15 protein-coding genes are annotated in these 18,571 nt (G+C 73.3%); 10 read left to right on the top strand and 5 right to left on the bottom strand.

Annotation, left to right across the window (positions count from 1 at the left end; translation table 11 throughout):
• Positions 1 to 34 precede the first annotated feature (34 nt).
• From AC3RKB_RS10715 to AC3RKB_RS10695, 5 genes are read left to right on the top strand one after another with little or no spacing between them, the layout of a single operon-like run.
• Entirely contained in the window at positions 35 to 1,171 is a 1,137-nt protein-coding gene (locus AC3RKB_RS10715) for an NAD-dependent epimerase/dehydratase family protein (RefSeq protein ID WP_491436131.1), read from the top strand.
• A complete protein-coding gene (locus AC3RKB_RS10710) occupies positions 1,168 to 2,139 on the top strand; it encodes a 5-dehydro-4-deoxyglucarate dehydratase (RefSeq protein WP_491436130.1) in 972 nt (323 codons plus the stop codon). The genes AC3RKB_RS10715 and AC3RKB_RS10710 overlap by 4 nt, the downstream gene beginning before the upstream one ends.
• A complete protein-coding gene (locus AC3RKB_RS10705) occupies positions 2,136 to 3,248 on the top strand; it encodes a mandelate racemase/muconate lactonizing enzyme family protein (RefSeq protein WP_491436129.1) in 1,113 nt (370 codons plus the stop codon). The genes AC3RKB_RS10710 and AC3RKB_RS10705 overlap by 4 nt, the downstream gene beginning before the upstream one ends.
• The gene (locus AC3RKB_RS10700) at positions 3,245 to 4,744 is read left to right on the top strand and encodes an aldehyde dehydrogenase (NADP(+)) (RefSeq protein ID WP_491436128.1); all 1,500 of its coding nucleotides are present in this window, start codon (positions 3,245 to 3,247) and stop codon (positions 4,742 to 4,744) included. Before AC3RKB_RS10705 ends, AC3RKB_RS10700 begins: the two co-directional genes overlap by 4 nt.
• Complete coding sequence (locus AC3RKB_RS10695) at positions 4,745 to 5,914, top strand: MFS transporter (RefSeq protein WP_491436127.1); 1,170 nt, start codon at positions 4,745 to 4,747, stop codon at positions 5,912 to 5,914.
• Positions 5,915 to 6,022: 108 nt separating this feature from the next.
• Here the strand turns inward: AC3RKB_RS10695 and AC3RKB_RS10690 are convergent, their stop codons facing one another.
• Positions 6,023 to 6,370: a GntR family transcriptional regulator gene (locus AC3RKB_RS10690; protein ID WP_491436126.1), complete on the bottom strand. Its 348-nt coding sequence runs from the start codon at positions 6,368 to 6,370 to the stop codon at positions 6,023 to 6,025.
• 38 nt (positions 6,371 to 6,408) lie between these two features.
• On the opposite strand from AC3RKB_RS10690, the gene AC3RKB_RS10685 reads away from it, so the two are divergent.
• Positions 6,409 to 7,638 (top strand): TolB family protein, encoded by a 1,230-nt coding sequence (locus AC3RKB_RS10685; RefSeq protein ID WP_491436125.1) that lies wholly within the window; start codon positions 6,409 to 6,411, stop codon positions 7,636 to 7,638.
• A gap of 21 nt (positions 7,639 to 7,659) precedes the next feature.
• On the opposite strand, the gene AC3RKB_RS10680 is transcribed toward AC3RKB_RS10685, so the two are convergent.
• On the bottom strand, positions 7,660 to 8,757 hold the full coding sequence (locus AC3RKB_RS10680) for a DUF2510 domain-containing protein (protein ID WP_491436124.1): 1,098 nt from the start codon (positions 8,755 to 8,757) through the stop codon (positions 7,660 to 7,662).
• A gap of 90 nt (positions 8,758 to 8,847) precedes the next feature.
• Positions 8,848 to 10,224 (bottom strand): Gfo/Idh/MocA family protein, encoded by a 1,377-nt coding sequence (locus AC3RKB_RS10675; protein ID WP_491436123.1) that lies wholly within the window; start codon positions 10,222 to 10,224, stop codon positions 8,848 to 8,850.
• Positions 10,225 to 10,414: 190 nt separating this feature from the next.
• Here AC3RKB_RS10675 and AC3RKB_RS10670 point away from each other — a divergent pair, with 190 nt between their 5' ends.
• The 4 genes from AC3RKB_RS10670 (at position 10,415) to AC3RKB_RS10655 (ending at position 15,226) form a co-directional block, all read left to right on the top strand.
• Positions 10,415 to 11,458, top strand: a complete 1,044-nt coding sequence (locus AC3RKB_RS10670; RefSeq protein ID WP_491436122.1) for a LacI family DNA-binding transcriptional regulator — start codon at positions 10,415 to 10,417, stop codon at positions 11,456 to 11,458.
• A 440-nt stretch (positions 11,459 to 11,898) separates the two neighbouring features.
• A complete protein-coding gene (locus AC3RKB_RS10665) occupies positions 11,899 to 13,086 on the top strand; it encodes a Gfo/Idh/MocA family protein (protein ID WP_491436811.1) in 1,188 nt (395 codons plus the stop codon).
• Between the two features lie 2 nt (positions 13,087 to 13,088).
• Positions 13,089 to 14,327, top strand: coding sequence for a DUF993 family protein (locus tag AC3RKB_RS10660; protein ID WP_491436121.1), 1,239 nt, complete (start codon positions 13,089 to 13,091; stop codon positions 14,325 to 14,327).
• Positions 14,324 to 15,226, top strand: coding sequence for a sugar phosphate isomerase/epimerase family protein (locus AC3RKB_RS10655; protein WP_491436120.1), 903 nt, complete (start codon positions 14,324 to 14,326; stop codon positions 15,224 to 15,226). Before AC3RKB_RS10660 ends, AC3RKB_RS10655 begins: the two co-directional genes overlap by 4 nt.
• 167 nt (positions 15,227 to 15,393) lie before the next feature.
• Here AC3RKB_RS10655 and AC3RKB_RS10650 read toward each other — a convergent pair whose 3' ends face one another.
• Positions 15,394 to 16,728, bottom strand: coding sequence for a DUF1254 domain-containing protein (locus AC3RKB_RS10650; protein WP_491436119.1), 1,335 nt, complete (start codon positions 16,726 to 16,728; stop codon positions 15,394 to 15,396).
• Between the two features lie 64 nt (positions 16,729 to 16,792).
• Positions 16,793 to 18,562 (bottom strand): ABC transporter ATP-binding protein, encoded by a 1,770-nt coding sequence (locus AC3RKB_RS10645; protein WP_491436118.1) that lies wholly within the window; start codon positions 18,560 to 18,562, stop codon positions 16,793 to 16,795.
• Between the last annotated feature and the right edge of the window lie 9 nt (positions 18,563 to 18,571).

The raw sequence follows: 18,571 nt of genomic DNA, 5'->3' as shown, positions 1-18,571 counted from the left end.
GCGATTTCTCTCGCGTTGACAGACAGGAGCATCGATGCGCGTCGTCGTCACCGGGTCGTCCGGACGGCTCGGGCGCTCGCTCGCAAGCGGACTCGCGGCGGCCGGCCACGAGGTGATCGGCCTCGACCGCGCCCCGACCGGGCTCGACGGCGTCGAGGAGCGCGCGGTCGATCTCGCCGAGCCGGGCGCCGCCGCCCACGTGCTCGGCGCGCTGCGGCCCGACGCGCTCGTGCACCTCGCCGGCATCGCCGTGCCGTTCAGCGCGCCCGAACGCGACATCCTGCTCACCAACACCGCGCTCGCGCACGATGTGCTCTCGGCCGCGGCATCCGCCGGTGCCGGCCGCGTGCTCGCCGCGTCGAGCCCGACGCCGATCGGATACTCCTCCCCCGCGTGGCGCGCCGCCGCGGTGCCGATCGACGAGACGCATCCGCTCGAGCCGGCGAACGCGTACGCCCTGTCGAAGGTCGTCATCGAGGAGACCGTGCGCATGTTCGGGCGCACGGCGCCCGGCGCGTTCGGGTTCTTCCGGCCCTGCTACGTGATCTCGCCCGAGGAGTGGGCGGGGGCGCCGACCCAGCAGGGCCACACCGTCGCCGAGCGGCTGGCCGACCCCGCGCTCGCGGCCGTGAGCCTGTTCAACTACGTCGACGCGCGCGATGTCGCCGGCTTCGTCGACGCCTGGCTCGCCGCACCCGTCGACGCGATCGACGGCGAGGGGTTCTTCGTCGGCGCCGCCGACGCGCTCGCGACCCGGTCCGTCGCCGAGCTGTGGCGCGAGTTCGCGCCATCTCTCGGCCCCGCGGCCGACACGCTCGTGGGCACCGCGCCGGTGTTCTCGATCGCCAAGGCGCGCGACCGCCTCGGCTGGACGCCGGCGCGTGACTGGCGGGCCGAGCTCGCCGCCGCCGCGGCCGCGGCCGACACGGCATCCGCCTTGCATCTGCCGAGTGTTTCCGTTCGAGCCGAGCGTGACCGTTCCAGCAGCAACACTCGGCCCGAACGGAAACACTGGTCGGCGACATCCGCCAGCGCGCCAGTCGCCCCAGCCGCAGGGCCGGCATCAACGAGTGTGTCCGTTCGGGCCGAGTCGGCCCGTTCGGACGGGCACACTCGCGCCGAACGGAAACCCTCGACCGAACCGCATCCCACCGAGACGAGGACCGCATGACCACGCCCGCGCCCGCCGCCCGCCTCGACTTCGACGGCGTGCTGTTCTTCCCCGTCACCCCGTTCGACGCCGACGACCGCGTCGACCTCGGCGTGCTCGCCGAGCACCTCGAGACCCGGCTGCCGTTCGGCCCGGGCGGCGTATTCCCCGCGTGCGGCACGGGCGAGTTCCACGCGCTGTCGGCGGGCGAGGCGATCGACGTCGTTCGCGCGAGCGTCGACGTGGTCGCCGGCCGCGTGCCGGTGATCGCCGGTGCGGGCGGCCCGCTCGGCCACGCGATCGAGCTCGCGCGCGGCGCGGCCGAGGCCGGCGCCGACGGCCTGCTGCTGCTCCCGCCGTACCTCGTCTCGGGCACCACGGCCGGGCTCGTCGCGTGGGTCGAGGCGGTCGCCGCGGCATCCGACCTGCCCGTCATCGTCTACCACCGCGGCACGGCCCGGTACACGGCCGACGCCGTCACGCGCCTCGCCGCCAACCCGAAGGTCGTCGGCTTCAAGGACGGCACGGGCGACGTCGGCCTCGCGCAGGAGATCGTGCTCGCCGCCGAGGCCGCGGGCCGCGACGACTGGGCGTTCTTCAACGGCCTGCTCACCGCCGAGCTCAGCCAGGGCGCGTACCGGGGCATCGGCATCCCGCTGTACTCGTCGGCCGCGTTCGCGATGATCCCCGAGCTCGCCGCGCTGCACTACCGGGCGTACGTCGACGGCGACGAGACGACGCGGATGGCGCTGCTGCGCGACTTCTACACGCCCCTCGTGCGCCTGCGCGACGAGACGCCCGGCTTCGGGGTGTCGCTCATCAAGGCCGGCCTGCGGCTGCGCGGGCTCGCGGTCGGGTCGGTGCGGCCGCCGCTCGTCGACCCGACGCCCGAGCAGGAGGCGCGGCTGCGCGACATCCTGGATCGGGGGCTCGACCTCGCCGCCGCGCTCGCCGCCCGGTTCGCCGCCGCGGAGGCCTCCGCACGGTGACCGCCACGATCGCCCGCCTCGCCACCAGGCCGATCCGCATCCCGCTGCTCCGGCCGTGGGGGCCCGACGTGCGCGACCTCTCGGTCGTCGAGGTCGCGGTGGAGGACTCCGACGGCGCCGTCGGGTACGGGTTCTCGTGGACGCCGACGATCGGCGCGGCGGCGGTGCGGGCCCACCTCGACCACGACATCGCGGCGTTCGCGATCGGGCGCGACGCCGAGGCATCCGCCCTCTGGGAACCGCTCTGGACACACCTGCACGAGGGCGGGGGCGGCGGCATCACGACCATCGCCATGGCCGGGCTCGACCTCGCGTTGTGGGATCTCGCGGGGCGCCGCGCGGGCGTCGGCATCACCGACCTGATCGGCCGCCGCCACGACACCGCGACCGTGTACGGCAGCGGCGTGAACCTGCACTACCCGCTCGACGAGCTCGTCGAGCAGGCCGAGCGCTGGATGGCGGCGGGATTCGACGCCGTGAAGGTCAAGGTCGGCAGCCCCGACCTCGCGCGCGACCTCGAGCGCATCGCCGCCGTCCGCGAGGTGATCGGCCCCGACCGGCGGCTCATGATCGACGCGAACCAGCGCTGGAACCTCGACCAGGCCGAACGCGCGATCGGGGAGCTCGCCACGTTCGACCCTGCCTGGATCGAGGAGCCGCTGCGCGCCGACGACCTCGCCGCCCACGTCGAGCTGCGGCGCCGCATCGAGGTGCCCGTCGCGCTCGGCGAGAACGTGTACACGCACTACCGCTTCGCGGAGTTCATCGACGCCGGCGCCGTCGACGTCGTGCAGCCGAACGTCGTGCGCGTGGGCGGCATCTCGCCGTTCTTGCGCATCGCCGAGCTGGCCGCCGAGCGCGGCACCGACCTCGCCCCGCATCTGCTGCTCGAGCTCTCGGCGCAGCTCGCGCTCGCCCTGCCGGGCGAGCACCCCGTCGAGTCGGTGGAGGATGCCTCGTTCGAGACGCTCGGCGCACTCGCCGAGCCGTCGCCCGTCGCCGTGTCGGGCGCCACGGTGTCCACCACGGGGCGTCAGGGACTCGGCATACGATTCACGAGCGCGCACGCGGATGCCGCGGCATCCGCTCGACCCACGGAGGAAGCATGACCGAGACCGCCGCCATCGAGACGACGCCCGCCGCGACGACCGCGGCCGAGCTCGACGAGGTCGCCGCCGCCGCGCGCCGCGCCTTCGCGGTGACCGTCGCGTCGACCGCGGCCGAGCGCGCCGCGTGGCTGCGCGCCGCCGCCGACGCCCTCGACGCCGCACGCGACGAGCTCGTCGCGATCGCCGAGAAGGAGACGCACCTCGGCACGGTCCGGCTGAACGGCGAGGTCGCCCGCACCACCGCGCAGCTGCGGCTGTTCGCCGACGCCGTGCTCGATGGCTCCTACCTCGAGGCGACGATCGACCACCCCGACCCGACCACCATCCCGCCGCGTCCCGACCTGCGCCGCATGCTCCGCCCGCTCGGCCCGGTCGCGGTGTTCGGCGCGTCGAACTTCCCGTTCGCGTTCTCGGTCGCGGGCGGCGACACCGCCTCGGCGCTCGCGGCGGGCTGCCCGGTCATCGTCAAGGGCCACCCGGCGCACATCCGGCTTTCCCGCCGCACGGCCGAGGTCGTCACCGACGCACTGCTCGCCGCCGGCGCGCCCGACGGCGTCTTCGGCCACGTCGAGGGCCACGAGACCGGCGTGGCGCTCGTGCAGCACCCCGAGATCCGCGCGGTCGGCTTCACGGGGTCGCTGCACGGCGGCCGGGCGCTGTTCGACCTCGCGCAGCGGCGCCCCGACCCCATCCCGTTCTACGGCGAGCTCAGCGCCGTGAACCCCGTGCTCATCACCGCGGCCGCGCTCGAGGCACGGGCCGATGAGCTCGCCGCCGGGCTCGCCGGCTCGTTCACGCTGGGCGCCGGGCAGTTCTGCACGAACCCCGGCGTCGTGCTCGTGCCCGTCCGGTCGGGCTTCGCCGAGCGCGTCGGTGCGGCGGTCGCCGAGGTATCCGCCGTGCCCATGCTGACCGACGGCATCGCCGCGGCCTTCGCGACGGGCGTCGGCGGGCTCGCACGCCGCGCCGACGTCGAGGTGGTCGCCGGCGACCCGGCGCAGCAGCCCGGCACAGGTGCGCCCGTCGTGCTGCGCACCACCACCGCGGCCGTGCTCGCAGACCCCGGCGCCCTGTTCCACGAGTGCTTCGGACCGTCGACCCTCATCGTCGAGTACGCGGATGTCGCGGACGCCCTCGCGGCCGTCCGCGCCGTGGGCGGCAGCCTCACCGCGACCGTGCACGCCCAGCCCGGAGAGGAGCTCGCGCCGATCGTCGAGGTGCTGGCCGAGATCGCCGGCCGCGTGCTCTTCGCGGGCTGGCCCACCGGCGTCGCCGTCAGCTGGGCGCAGCAGCACGGCGGCCCGTGGCCGTCGACCACGACCATCCACACCTCGGTGGGCGTCACCGCCCTGCGCCGGTTCCTGCGGCCGATCGCGTTCCAGGACGCACCGGATGCCGCGCTGCCGGCCGAGCTGCGGGATGCGAACCCGCTCGGCATCCCGCGCCGGATGGACGGCGTGCTCGAACTGCCGACCGCCACCCCGCCGGTCGCCTGAGTGGGCGTCGCGAGCTACCTGGTCGCCGCCACCCCGCCGCGGCTCGCCGTCGGCGGGATCACGGTCGCGCTGCCGGTGCTCGCGGTCGAGCAGCTCGGCGACGTCGCCGTCGGCGGGTTGCTCGCCGCCGCGGCGCTCGGGCCGAGCATCGTCTCGGCGCCCATCGCCGGCGCGATGCTCGACCGCAGCCGCCGGCCCGGGGCGCTCGTCGCCGGGGCCGGCCTGGCCACGGCCGCGGCGTTCACGATCGCGGCCTTCCTCGGGCCCGTGCCGGCGTGGGTCGTCGCGCTCGCGCTCGTGCTGGCCGGGGCGACCACGCCGTTCGTGTTCGGCGGCCTCTCGAGCTTCGTCACCGAGGGCATCCCCGAGGAGCGACGCGCCTACGCGATCGACGCGCTCGCCTACAACCTCGGGGCCGTCATCGGGCCCGCCGCGGTCGCCGCGGCCACCGCGCTCGGCTCCGCCCGCGGCGCGACGCTGCTGATGGCGGGCTTCGCGCTGCTCGGCGCCGCCGGCACGCTCCCGCTGCGACTGCACCCGCTCACGCACGCGCACGAACGTCGCTCGATGCTCGCCACCATCGCCGCGGGCTTCCGCCACATCACGACCCACCGCCCGCTCGCCGTCATCACCGCGAGCGGCACGCTCAGCCAGTTCGGCGCCGGAGGGCTCGCCATCGCGGCGGTCGCCCTCGCGGTCTCGCGCGCCGGCGACCCCGCCGACGGGCCGATCATCGTCACGGCGTTCGCCGTGGGCGGGCTCCTCGGGGCGCTGTGGAACTCGCGCCGCCCGTCCCACCGGGCGCCGGAGTTCATCATGGGCGCCGGGTTCGCCGCGACCGGCGTCTTCACGGTGCTCGCCGCGATCGATCTCGGCACGGCCTGGGCGATCGTCACGATCGGCATCTCCGGCCTCTTCACGGCGGCGAGCTCGGCCGCGATGCTGCTCATCCGCAAGCAGCAGAGCCCGCCCGCGCTCCGCTCGCAGGTCTTCACGGTCGGCGCGGGGCTGCGCGCGGCGGCCGCGGCGGCCGGAGCCGCCGTCGCCGGCCTCGCGGCCGGGGTCGGCGCCGAGGTGCTCCTCGTCGCGATCGGCGCCACCTGGATCGCGTCGGGCGCGATGCTGCTCGCCTACCCGAAGGGCGCGCCCGAGATCGACGGCGAGGGCTGAGCCGCCGCACTCGCCGAGTTGCCCGACACGAGCCAGGGGTCGGGGCCGAAGGCCTCGTCGCGGACCTGCGCGCCGGAACCCCCGGCGCGATCGCCCCCGAACGGAGCCTCAGTCGAGCTCGTGGATGAGGTCGACCAGTTCGTCGATGCGGTATCCCTGCTCCCGCGCGAACTCGACGAGCTCGCGCGCCTTCAGCACGACGGCCCCTCGCGCCGGCGTGCCGGCCACCGAGATGCCTCGGCCGCGGCGGAACTCGAGCAGGCCCTCCTGTCGCAGCAGACGGAGCGCACGCAGCACCGTGTTCGTGTTGACCTCGAGTACGGCCGCCAGGTCCTTGGCGGGGGGCAGGCGCGCACCCGGCTTCGCCTCGCCGTCCGCGATCGCGCGACGGATCGCCGCGGCGACCTGTTCGTAGAGATCGCTCGGTTCGGCTCTATCGACCTTGACGGAGAACATGGTGCTAGCGATAATAGCATCACAAAGAAGGTGACGACATGGTCTCCGACACTGTGATCCGCCGGCTCGCATCCGTTCCGTCCGACGAGGAGGCGATCACGCACGACGCGCTCGACCCGCCGACCGGCGAGCCCGGCTCTCCCCGAGCCATCGAGGAACCCCCGATCCCAGACCCCGTCGAGTTGCTCATCAAGGAGGCAAGGAGGCGAGCCCGCCGGCGGCGGCTCGTCGTCGGCGGGCTCGCGGTCGCGACGGTCGCGGTCGCGGCGATCGCCGGCACGGCGTCGCTCGACGAGGCAGTCCCGACGCAGGGACAGGGCACGGCGCTCGACGCGCCGGGCGGAACCACCGCCCTCGGGGTCTTCGAGCCCATGCGGGGACGCATCGTGTACGTCGCAGGGCGCGAGCTGCGCGCCGTCGACCCCGACGAACCGACCTCCGTCCATGAGCTGGCGCTGCCGGATGAGGTGCGGGGCGCCTTCCTCATGGCAGCCGGATGGTCCGCCGACGGCACGCGGCTCGCGCTGAGCTCCGAGCACTCCGGACGGAGCTACGTGATGGCCGCCGATGGCGAGGTCACCGCCGTCGAGGGCGGCGGGGGCTGCTGCTGGTTCGTGGTCGACCCCTGGCTCTCCCCCGACGGCACCTCCGTTCTCGACCTCGTCGCGGGCGATCAGCTTCGCGTCAGCGAGTTCGGGAGCGGCGAGGTCTCGCGCATGGTGCGGCTCCAGCCTCCCGTCGGAGACCTCGACACCGGGATCGTGCCGATCGAAGCATGGTCGCCGGACGGCGCCCGGGTCGCCTACACCGCGTACGAGCAGGTGGGCGCGGCCCTTCTCCCGTCCGTCCACGTCGTCGATCTCGATACCGGAGCCACGTGGCAGGTGGTTCGCCCGGGATTCGGACACGTCCGGCACATGACCTGGTCGCCGGACGGCTCCCGCCTGCTCGTCATCGCCGGTCCATGGCGACTGACGACCGAGGCGACGACCCTCAACCCGTTGGTGCACCCCCACGAGACGGCCCTGTACCTGGTCGACCCGCAGGTCGCGACGACGCGGACGCCGGACCCGATCGCCTCAGGCCATTTCATCGCTGCGACGTGGTCGCCCGACGGCGGTCGCATCGCCGCGATCGAGTACGACGGATCGAGCCGCCGGATGATCGTGCTCGGCGCCGACGGCTCGGCGTACCGAGAGCTCCTCAGCCTGCCGCATGGCGGCCTGTTCAGCGGCCTGGCGTGGCATCCGGCTCCCGACGCGGGCTGAGCCCTCCGCTCGCCCATCGGGCTATCGGACGTTCGTGAACACCGCGTCCTCGTAGACGAACGACGGCGACGTGCGCATCGTCAGCGAGCCGTCATCGGCGACGGACCACGCCTCCCGCCACGTCACCGACTCCCCCGGCTGGATCGGCGTGGTCGGCGGGATGCCGACCTGGCCGCCCTCGGCGCCGACGTCGATGATGCGCGTCGCCTCGGTGCCGTCGGACTCGAGCCGCGAGACCACGATCGGCTGCACCGGCTCGGACGAGTCGTTCGCGATGGTCAGCGTGAACACCAGGTCGACCGCCTGGTCGGATCCACCCGCGAGGTTCGACGGGGTGAACGGCTCGGGCACCGAGACCGTCATCGAGACGTCGTCGCTCCACAGCATCGTCTCGCCGAACGCCAGGTCGCCCACCACCCCGGAATCGGTCTCGTCCGGCGCCGCGGACTCGTTCGGCACCGGGGTGCCGAACCCCTCCTCGATGCCCTCGCGGATCTCCTCCTCGATCACGCCGGAGTCGACGAGCTGGCCGAAGATGCCGAACGCGACGACGGCGGCCACGATGGCGCCGACGATCGCGCCGACGATGGAGACGATCAGCGCGACGATCGCGGGCCACTTCCGGCCCTTCAGGAACAGCGCCACGATCGAGAGCACGAACGCGATCGGGAGCAGGATCCATCCGACGACCTGCACGAACGGGATGCAGGCGAAGACGAAGCCGACGGCCGCGACGACGAGCGCCACGATGCCGAGCACGTTCGGGCCGGAGGGCTCCGGGGCAGGCGCGGGCGCCTGCGGGCCGCCGGGCACGGTCGCGGTGCCGTAGCCCGCGGTGCCGTAGCCGGTCGAACCGTACGGGGCGGTGCCGTACGGCTGCGCGCCGTACTGCTGGGTGCCGTACTGCTGGGTCGCGGACTGGTCCACGGGCGGGACCGAGCCGTACGGCGCGGTCGCGGTGAGGTCGTCCGGGGTCGCGGGATACGCGGCGGTGGCGCCCTGGTCTGCGGCGGGCGCGAGCGGGGCGGTGTGCTCCGTCCACTGCGTCCCGTCCCAGTAGCGCAGCGCGCCGCGGCCGTCGTCGTACCAGCCGGCGGGAGGGTTCGTGGGATCGGTCATGCCCGCGATGCTGCCATCGGGCGTGTCGCGCCGTGGGGCCGAAAGGCCCTCCGCGACGGGCGGCGGATGGCGCGACATCCGCGCCCGCGGTCAGACGCCGAGGTCGAGGTCGGCGATCCGCACCGGCTCGCCCGTCTTGAGCGATCGGTTGCCGGCGATGCCGACGGATACGGCGCGCACGCCGTCGGCGTATCCGGCGACGCGGCCGAGGGGCGCGTCATCCGTCACCCGGTCGAAGACGTGACGCAGCAGGTAGGCGTCGCCGCCGCCGTGGCTGCCGATGCCCTCGGGGATCTCGACGACCTGCGCACCCTCCCAGTGCCGCTGGAGCACGAGGCGCTCGATGTCGGGGCGCACCTCGTCGACGGGCGAGTGGTCGGGGTGCATGCTCGGGTCGACGACCACGCGGCCGTCGTCGCCGATGAGCACGGCGCCGCGCTCGACGACCTCGAGCTCGGCGCGGCCCTCCGTGCCGTTCACGGTGACGCGGTAGCCCTCCCATGGCGCGTGCGCATTGAGCGAGTAGCTGAGCGTCGCGCCGCTGTCGTAGTCGACGAGCGCGGCGAGGTTGTCCTCGATGGTGATGCCCGGGTCGAACACGTCGCGGTCGCGCAGGTAGCCGTCGTGGTGCTCCTGGTCGAGGTAGAGCTCCTTGAGGCGCGCGTCGCCGGCGAGGTCGAGCGCGAACGGGTCGCCTGTCGCACCGGTGCCGCGTGCGGGCCGCTCGCCGAGCCCCCGCGCCGCGGCGTTCTCGGCGCCGTAGAAGCGCAGGCCGCCGCTCGCGAAGACGCGCACGGGCGCGGCGGCGATCCACCAGTTGACGAGGTCGAAGTGGTGCGAGGCCTTGTGGATGAACAGGCCGCCGGAGTTCCGCTTGTCGCGGTGCCAGCGGCGGAAGTAGTCGGCGCCGTGCACGGTGTCGAGCGCCCACTCGAAGTGCACGCTCGTGACCCGGCCGATGCGACCGTCGGCGATCACGCGGCGGAGCGTCGAGTTGCGCGGGCTGTAGCGGTAGTTGAACGTCGTGATGACCTCGCGGCCGGTCTCCTCGATCGCCGCGCCGATGCGGCGCACGCTCTCGGCGTCGATCGTGAGCGGCTTCTCGACGACCACGTCGGCGCCGGCGCGCAGCGACCGCACGATGTAGTCGGCGTGCGTGAAGTCGGGCGTCGTGATGATCACCCGGTCGAGGCGCTCGTCGGCGATCATGCGTTCGAGGTCGTCGGTCGCGTAGCGGGCCGGGGCCGGATGTCCCGCCGCGACGACCTCGCGCTCGTACACGTCGAGCCGCCCCGGGTTCACGTCGCTCCACGCGACGAGCTCCGCGATGCCCGGCACGTGCTCGGCGCCGAGCACCGTGCCCGAGAGCGCTCCGACGTACATGCCCGCGCGGCTGCCCGTGCCGATGAGTCCGTACCGTTCGCGCTGCGCCATCGCCTGCTCCACTCGAGTCGTCGCGGTCGTCATGCAGAGAAAACGATTTCCCACCACCCGGCGGCGACGCGCGCCATCCGTGCCGGTGCGCTGGGAAAGCGCTATCTCGTTGCGATACCATTTCTACCATCCGGACGGCGGGCGGCGAAACATCCCGGGCACCCGACGACCCGCGGAGTAGCATCGGACCGCCCACGCGGGCGTGACTGACCACGGAGGACGCATGAGCGGCGACGCAGCCCCCACCACGCGGAGCGCCCCGGCGACCCTGCACGACGTCGCCCGCGAGGCCGGCGTCTCGCTCGCGACCGCCTCCCGCTCGCTCAACGGCAGCACCCGCAAGGTGAACGAGGAGTACCGCCAGCGCGTGCTCGCCGCCGCAGCGAAGCTCAACTATTCCCCCAACCTGTCGGCCCAGGCCGTCGCGCGCGGCACCACCACGACCGTCGCGCTGCTCGTCGCCGACATCGCCGACCCCTACTTCTCGCAGATCGCCGCGGGCGTCGTGCGCGAGGCCGACCGCGAACGGCTCATCGTCACGATGGCCGCCACCGAGCGCGACACCGAGCGCGAGCTCGAGCTCGTGCGCACGCTCCGCGGCCAGCGCCCGCGGGTCATGATCCTCGCCGCATCGCGCCGCGAGGGCGACCCGAACAACGCGGCGCTCGAGGCCGAGCTGCGCGCGTTCGAGTCCAACGGCGGACAGGTCGCGTTCGTCAGCAGCACCGAACTGCCGTTCCGCGCCGTCCAGCTCGACAACCGCGCCGGCGCCGAGGCGCTCGCGCGTGAACTCACCGGCCTGGGCTACCGCCGCTTCGCGGCCATCACGGGAACCGAGGGGATCCGCACCGCCGACGAGCGCCTCGACGGGTTCCGTGCCGGACTCGAGGCGACGGGCGGCGCGCTCGAGCGCGTCGTGCGCCCGGCGTTCACGCGCGACGGCGGCTACGCCGGCATGAAGGAGCTCATCGACGGCGGCATCGACGACATCGAACTCGTCTTCGCCGCCAACGACGTCATGGCCGTCGGCGCGATGTCGGCCATCCGCGACGCGGGCCTGACCCCGGGCACGGATGTCGCGGTCGCCGGCTTCGACGACGTGCCCACCGTGCGCGACGTCACGCCGCCGCTCACGACCGTGCGGATCCCCCTCGAGGACGTCGGCCGCCGCGCCCTCCGCCTCGCGCTCGGCGAAGCGACCGCCGACGATGAGGCGCCCGTGCACACCGAGGTCGTGCTGCGCGACTCCACCCCGCGCCGCGGCTGACGCGCGCGGCGCACTCGCCCCGCGCCGCCGGACATCTCCGCGCCGCACACCCTCCTCGCACCGACTCCCGCCTTCGCGCGGGTCGACCCGCAACAACCCGGGACTCGATCGGCGAACCGCCTGCCCGGGGCGCGACATCCGACCGCCGCGTGCGCCGATTCCCGCCTTCGTGCGAGTCGACCCGCAACAACCCGGAACTCGATCGGCGACCGCCACAGCGCGAGTCGCGACATCCGCCCACGCACCATCCGCACCGCCCCCGCGCCGAGCGCCGACTACGACGAATCCGCGAGAGGTGTTGCGCGATGCGCGCCCCGTGTCCTACACTCGGGTAAACGCTTTCCCGCAGCGATGCGGCGGCCGGTCCGTCGCCCGCTCCCGGCTCGAAGAGGAACATCACCGTGGCAGACGCGACGACCCCGAAGTCCATCGGCATCATCATGAACGGCGTGTCCGGCCGCATGGGCTACCGCCAGCACCTCGTGCGCTCGATCCTCGCAATCCGCGAGGAGGGTGGCGTGCTCCTCAGCGACGGCATCACGCGCGTCCAGGTCGAGCCGCTGCTCGTCGGCCGCAGCGAGGCCAAGCTCGCCGAGCTCGCCGCGAAGCACGGCCTCGAGCACTGGACCACCGACCTCGACGCCGCACTCGCCGACGACCGCTGGCAGATCTACTCCGACTTCCTCGTCACCAAGGCGCGCGCCGCTGCGCTGAAGAAGGCGATCGCGGCCGGCAAGGCGATCTACACCGAGAAGCCGACGGCCGAGAGCTTCGAGGAGGCCCTCGAGCTCGCGAAGCTCGCCGAGGCCGCCGGCATCAAGAACGGCGTCGTGCACGACAAGCTCTACCTGCCGGGCCTGCAGAAGCTCAAGCGCCTCATCGACTCGGGCTTCTTCGGCCGCATCCTCAGCGTCCGCGGCGAGTTCGGCTACTGGGTGTTCGAGGGCGACTGGCAGCCTGCGCAGCGTCCGAGCTGGAACTACCGGGCGGAGGACGGCGGCGGCATCATCGTCGACATGTTCCCGCACTGGAACTACGTGCTCGAGAACCTGTTCGGCCGCGTCGAGTCGGTGTACGCCAAGGCGGTCACCGAGATCCCCGAGCGCGTCGACGAGCACGGCGACACCTACCGGGCGACGGCCGATGACGCGGCCTACGCGATCTTCGAGCTCGAGGGCGGCATCACCGCGCAGCTGAACTCGAGCTGGACCACGCGCGTGAACCGCGACGAGCTGGTCGAGTTCCAGGTCGACGGCACGCACGGCTCGGCCGTGGTGGGCCTGTTCGGCTGCAAGATCCAGCCGCGCAACGCGACGCCGAAGCCCGTGTGGAACCCCGACCTCGCCGACGAGCACGACTACGCGACCGACTGGATCGAGAGCCCCGGCAACCGCGAGTTCCAGAACGGCTTCAAGGAGCAGTGGGAGGAGTTCATCCGCCACGTCGTCGAGGACGCTCCGAACCACTACGACTTCCTCGCCGGCGCGCGCGGCGTGCTCCTCGCCGAGGAGGGCCTGCGCTCGAACGCCGAGGGCCGCCGCATCGAGATCCCGGTCGTGTCGCTCGACGCGCCCGTCGAGACGGTCGCGGTCCCGGGCGACGCGTCCGAGCTCACGGGGGCCCGCTGACCATGACCTCGCTCACCCTGCTGGGGGCGGATGGCGCGACTCGCGCCGTCGCACTGGCTCCCGCGCCATCCTTCGCCAGGCCTCGCCGCCCGCTGCAGTCGCGCGTCGCGTACGCCGCGGCCCACGTGGTGCCGAAGGCGCACGCCGACAACACGCCGGGGCAGCCGGCCGAGATCGACTGGGACGCGACCCTCGCCTTCCGCCACCACGTGTGGTCGTGGGGCCTGGGCGTCGCCGACGCCATGGACACGGCGCAGCGCAACATGGGCCTCGATGCGGCCGCGACGCGCGAACTCATCTCCCGCAGCGCCGCCGAGGCGGCGTCGGCGGGCGGACGCCTCGTCGTCGGCGTGAATACGGACCACGTCGGCGACGAGTCCATCTCGCTCGAGCAGGTGATCGACGCCTACGTCGATCAGCTGCACCACGCCGAGGATGCCGGCGCCGGCGCCGTGCTCATGGCGAGCCGGCACCTCGCGCGGGCGGCGCAGAACGCCGACGACTACCGTCGCGTCTACCGCGAGGTGCTGGCGAAGGCGAGCGCTCCGGTCGTGCTGCACTGGCTCGGCCCCGCGTTCGATCCCGCCCTCGAGGGCTACTTCGGGTCGACCGACACGGATGCCGCGGCCGGCACGCTCCTGCAGATCATCGAGGCGAACCGCGACAAGGTCCAGGGCGTGAAGATGAGCCTGCTCGACGCCGACGCCGAGATCTCGGTGCGGCGCCGACTGCCGGAGTCGGCGCGGATGTTCACGGGCGACGACTTCCATTACGTCGGCCTCATCGAGGGCGACTCCGAGGGGCACTCCGACGCGCTGCTCGGCGCGTTCGCGGCCCTCGCGCCGAACGCCTCGGCGGCGATCCAGGCGCTCGACGCCGACGACGTCGAGGCCTACCGCGCCATCCTCGGCCCCACCGAGGAGCTCTCGCGCCAGGTGTTCGCCGCGCCGACCTACTACTACAAGACCGGGGTCGCGTTCCTGTCGTGGCTGAACGGCCACCAGGCCGCGTTCCAGATGGTGGGCGGCCTGCACGCCGCCCGCAGCCTGCCCCACCTGTCGCGCATCGTCGAGCTCGCGAACGGCTCGGGTGCGCTCGAGCGCCCCGAGCTCGCCGCGGCCCGCTGGCACGAACTGCTCACGATCAACGGCATCGACACGACGGTGACGGATGTCGCGTCCGCGCCCTCCGCGGAGGACGCCGCCGTCGCCGCCGCCCCCACCGAGGCGGTCCCGGCATGAGCGCGCACCCCCGTCTCTCGCTGAACCAGGCGACGATCAAGCACGCGTCGCTGCAGGAGGCGCTCGACGTCACGGCCGCCGGCGGCTACCAGGGCATCGGCCTGTGGCGCGAGCCCGTCCACGAAGTCGGCCTCGCCGAGGCATCCGCTCGACTGGCCGACTCGGGGCTGCGCTTCACGAGCCTCTGCCGCGGCGGCTTCTTCACGATGGCCGAGGGGCCCGAGCGGCGCGTATCGATCGACGACAACCGCCGCGCGATCGAGGAGACCGCGACGCTCGCGGCCGCGGGCGCTGACGGGTCGACCGCCGTGCTCGTGCTCGTCGCGGGCGGGATCCCCGAGGGCTCGACCGACCTCGTCGGCGCGCGCGCTCGCGTGGCCGATGCGCTGGCCGAACTCGCGCCCGAGGCCGAGGCGGCCGGCGTGCAACTCTCGATCGAGCCGCTGCACCCGATGTACGTCTCCGACCGGGCCGTCGTGTCGACCCTGAAGCAGGCGCTCGACCTCGCTGCGCCGTTCGCGCCCGAGGTCGTCGGCGTCGAGGTCGACACGTTCCACGTCTGGTGGGACCCCGAGTCGCTCGACCAGATCGCCCGCGCCGGGCGCGAGGGCCGCATCGCGAGCTACCAGGTCTGCGACTGGAAGGCGCCGCTGCCGGCCGACGTGCTGCTCGCGCGGCACTACCCCGGCGACGGCGTGATCGACTTCGCGACATTCACGCAGGCCGTCGAGGCGACGGGATACGACCGCGACATCGAGGTCGAGCTCTTCAACGCCGACATCTGGGCGACGCCGTTCGCCGACGTGGTGGCCCGCACCGCGGCATCCTTCGACGCCGTCGTCGCCCCGCACCTCGCCGCCGCGCCCGCCCGCACCGCCGCCGAGGTCCCCGCGCGCTGACGCGCACCCGCCCGCACACCCCGCCGACTCACGCGAAACCGCCCTTCCAAGGGCGGATTCGCGTGAGTCGGTTCAGGGGCTCAGCCGACTCACGCGAAACGGCCCTTCCAGGGGCCGTTTCGCGTGAGTCGGTGAACGGGCGGGCGGCGGACACGGAGGCGGCGCGCTCAGGCGACGCGCCTGATCGCCGGCATCCGGAAGGTGCCGTCGAGCACCGACGCCCGGGGTTGGTAGATCCGGACCATGGGCCGGAAGTCGCCCTCGGGCGTCGGCAGCCAGTTCGCGGCCGCCGCGTCGTCGTCGGGCCGGTCGCGCTGCATCCGGATCACGAGCGACCCGTCGCCGTCGCGCACGAGGCCCGGCGTGCGGTCGCCGATCGAGTACCGGTCGATCGCGTTGTCGACGAGCAGGAAGTCGGGCATCGAGTACATGGTGACCGACCAGAACGCGTCGGCCGGAGGTTCCTCGTCGAGGCGCAGCTCGTAGGCGGCAGCACCGTTCAGCTGCCGGCCGTCGGCGTCGACGAACACCTCGCCGTACACGGCCTCGTACCCGTGGTTCCCCCAGAGTCCGTTGCGCGCCGACCGCGCGCGGGTCTCGTACGCCCGCTCGCGATCGGCGATCCGCCACTCGGGCGCGTCGATCGTGCCGATGCCGAAGTGGTCGAGGTTGTAGTCGAACGCGTGCACGAGCAGGTTCCAGCCGTTCATGGCCGCCGTCGGGTCGGGCTTCGAGAGCTCCTCGATGCGGTTGCGGCCCTCGGCGGTCGCGTGCGCGAGGTGGGCGTCGAGCTCGCGCGAGACGATGCCGAACGGGTTCCCCCGATCGGCGAGCCCGTAGGCCGCGTAGCGCCGGAGGTACTCGCGGTCGCCCGCGGCCGGTGGGAACGCCTGGCTCCAGACGCGCATGAGCTCCCACGGTCGCAGGTGCTCGGGCAGTCCGGCGAGGTGGCCGCGCGGGATGCCGCGGAGCGGACCGTTTTCGGGCAGCGGCTCGAGCGTCAGCCCGTCCTGGATGCGTCGCACCCTCGGCAGGTCGTCCTCGCCGTCGACCGCGAGCCGGCCGACGATCGCCGCGACCTCGGTCGGAGCCTCGATCACCCGCACGCCGTCGGGCGGCGCGCCGCGCCATCCGGGGGGCACGATCAGGAACTCGGCCTCGGCGGTGCCGGTCGCGCGTCGCCCGACGTACGCGAAGTTGTTCGTCCATGCGTCGACGAACTGCAGCACGTAGTAGGCGCCGTCGGTGTCGGGCACGTGGAGCCGAAGCGGACCGCCCGAGAGGTCGAGGAACGCGATGGCGTACAGCGTGTCGTTGTTGACGCTCACGAACGCGTCCCCGGGCCGGGCGAGGCGGGACGCGAACGCGAACCTGTTCCAGCCGGGGGCGGGAAGGGCGGCGCCCATGCCGTGCTCGGCGATGGACGCGATCGAGGAGAGGTTGTAGACCAGCGGGTAGCCGACGACGTAGCCGTCCACCAGCACTCGATCGGTCCAGTCCATTCGGCACCCCCGGCGGCGGGCTCCCCCTGAGCCCTCTGCGGTCAGGCTACCGGCACCACCGGGCTCACGCCGATTGCACCCGGTGCAGTTCGGCGTAGCGTCCGCCCGCGGCGACGAGCTCGTCGTGCGAGCCCGTCTCGACGATGCGTCCGCGTTCGAGCACGACGATGCGGTCGGCCGAGCGGATGGTGCTGAGCCGGTGCGCCACGACGAGCGTCGTCCGTCCGCGCATGAGGTGGGCCAGCGCCTCCTTCACTTTCGCCTCGGACGACGGGTCGAGCGCGCTCGTGGCCTCGTCGAGCAGGAGCACGCGCGGGTCGCGCACGAGGGCGCGGGCGATCGAGAGCCGCTGGCGCTGCCCGCCCGAGAGCCGCGCGCCGCGTTCGCCGACGACGGTGTCCCAGCCCTGCGGCTGCGCCTCGACGATCTCGAGCGCGTTCGCGTCGCGCAGGGCGCGCAGCACCCGCTCATCGCCGACCTCGCCGAGCCCATAGACGACGTTCTCGCGGATGGTCCCCTCGAAGAGCACCGACTCCTGCGGCACGACCGACACGAACCGCCGGAACGTGCGCAGGTCGAGCTCCTCCATGTCGACGCCGTCGAGCAGCACGCGCCCGCGCGTCGGTCGCACGAAACCCAGCACGAGGTTCAGCAACGTCGACTTGCCGGAACCCGACGATCCGACGAACGCGACCGTCTCGCCGGGCCGGATCTCGAGGTCGACGTCGTCGAGCGCGGGCGGTTCGCCGAACTCGTACCGCAGTTCGGCGCCGTCGAGCCGGATGCCGCCTGCGACCGCGTCGACCGGCCGCTTGCCCGCGTTGAACTCGAGGTCGGGCTCCTGCAGCACCTCGGCGATCGAGCGGACCGACTCGGTGCCGCGCGCGACGATCGGCAGCAGCATGAGCAGGCCGGTCGCGGCCTGCGTGAGCAGCGCGAAGTACGAGCTGAGCAGCACCACCTGGCCTGCGGTGATGGGCAGCCAGCCGCTGACCGCGATCCACGCGGCGAGCACGAGGCACCCGACGCCGAGCAGCTGCAGCGAGACCCACGACAGCGAGGCGAACCGCCCGTTCAGCAGGTCGAGCTGGAATCCGGCCTGTCGCACGCCGTCGGCGCCGCGCGCGACGCGGCCGACGGCGACGTGCTCGAGCCCGTGCGCGCGCGTGATCGGCAGCAGGGTCGCCATCTCGCCGACGCGCGCCGAGAACTGCTCGACCTCGCGCCGGAACGACTCGTTGCGCTGCCGGCTGCGGCGGTTCAGGATGGCGCGCAGCACGACCGCGAGCGGGATCGCGAGCGCGTACACGGGCAGGAACTGCGGCACGTTGATCGCGGTCATCACGATCGCGCCGACGAGCACCATGGTCGCCGAGAGCAGGGGATGCGCGGTCTGCTGCAGCATGACCTCGACGTTCTCGACGTCGCGGACGACCTTGGTCTGCACGATCGCGGAGTTGGCGCGCGTGTGGAAGCCGATCGAGAGCGCCTGCAGCCGGGCGGCGAGCGCGTTGCGCAGGTCGCGGCCGATGTCGCGCACGACACCCATGAAGAGCCGGGTGTAGGCGACGTGATTCGGGTAGTTCTGCAGCAGCGCGATCACGGCGATGCCGGCCCAGAGCGCGAGCGAGCCGACCGGCCCCCCGGCGACGACGACGTCGATGATCTCGGCGGTCACGACCGGCATGAGCCAGAGCGGGGTGTCCTTCAGGGCGAAGAAGGCGACGGATGCGGCGACGCGGCCGCGGCGCATGGCGAGCAGCCGAAGCACCGACCTGGCCGGTCGTCGGCCGTCGACGGCCCGGTCGATGTGGGAAAGCGCTTGCCCGGTCACTCGTCCATT

Source organism: Agromyces capsici (assembly GCF_058349965.1).
Note: the sequence above shows the minus strand (reverse complement) of the source record. Positions and strands in the feature narration are given on the sequence as shown.

What these genes read in the sequence shown, in the direction of transcription:
- AC3RKB_RS10715 (WP_491436131.1), top strand. Translation starts at nt 35, where the DNA reads ATGCGCGTCGTCGTCACCGGGTCGTCCGGACGGCTCGGGCGCTCGCTC.
- AC3RKB_RS10710 (WP_491436130.1), top strand. Translation starts at nt 1,168, where the DNA reads ATGACCACGCCCGCGCCCGCCGCCCGCCTCGACTTCGACGGCGTGCTG.
- AC3RKB_RS10700 (WP_491436128.1), top strand. Translation starts at nt 3,245, where the DNA reads ATGACCGAGACCGCCGCCATCGAGACGACGCCCGCCGCGACGACCGCG.
- AC3RKB_RS10690 (WP_491436126.1), bottom strand. Translation starts at nt 6,370, where the DNA reads ATGTTCTCCGTCAAGGTCGATAGAGCCGAACCGAGCGATCTCTACGAA.
- AC3RKB_RS10685 (WP_491436125.1), top strand. Translation starts at nt 6,409, where the DNA reads ATGGTCTCCGACACTGTGATCCGCCGGCTCGCATCCGTTCCGTCCGAC.
- AC3RKB_RS10680 (WP_491436124.1), bottom strand. Translation starts at nt 8,757, where the DNA reads ATGACCGATCCCACGAACCCTCCCGCCGGCTGGTACGACGACGGCCGC.
- AC3RKB_RS10675 (WP_491436123.1), bottom strand. Translation starts at nt 10,224, where the DNA reads ATGACGACCGCGACGACTCGAGTGGAGCAGGCGATGGCGCAGCGCGAA.
- AC3RKB_RS10670 (WP_491436122.1), top strand. Translation starts at nt 10,415, where the DNA reads ATGAGCGGCGACGCAGCCCCCACCACGCGGAGCGCCCCGGCGACCCTG.
- AC3RKB_RS10665 (WP_491436811.1), top strand. Translation starts at nt 11,899, where the DNA reads ATGAACGGCGTGTCCGGCCGCATGGGCTACCGCCAGCACCTCGTGCGC.
- AC3RKB_RS10660 (WP_491436121.1), top strand. Translation starts at nt 13,089, where the DNA reads ATGACCTCGCTCACCCTGCTGGGGGCGGATGGCGCGACTCGCGCCGTC.
- AC3RKB_RS10655 (WP_491436120.1), top strand. Translation starts at nt 14,324, where the DNA reads ATGAGCGCGCACCCCCGTCTCTCGCTGAACCAGGCGACGATCAAGCAC.
- AC3RKB_RS10650 (WP_491436119.1), bottom strand. Translation starts at nt 16,728, where the DNA reads ATGGACTGGACCGATCGAGTGCTGGTGGACGGCTACGTCGTCGGCTAC.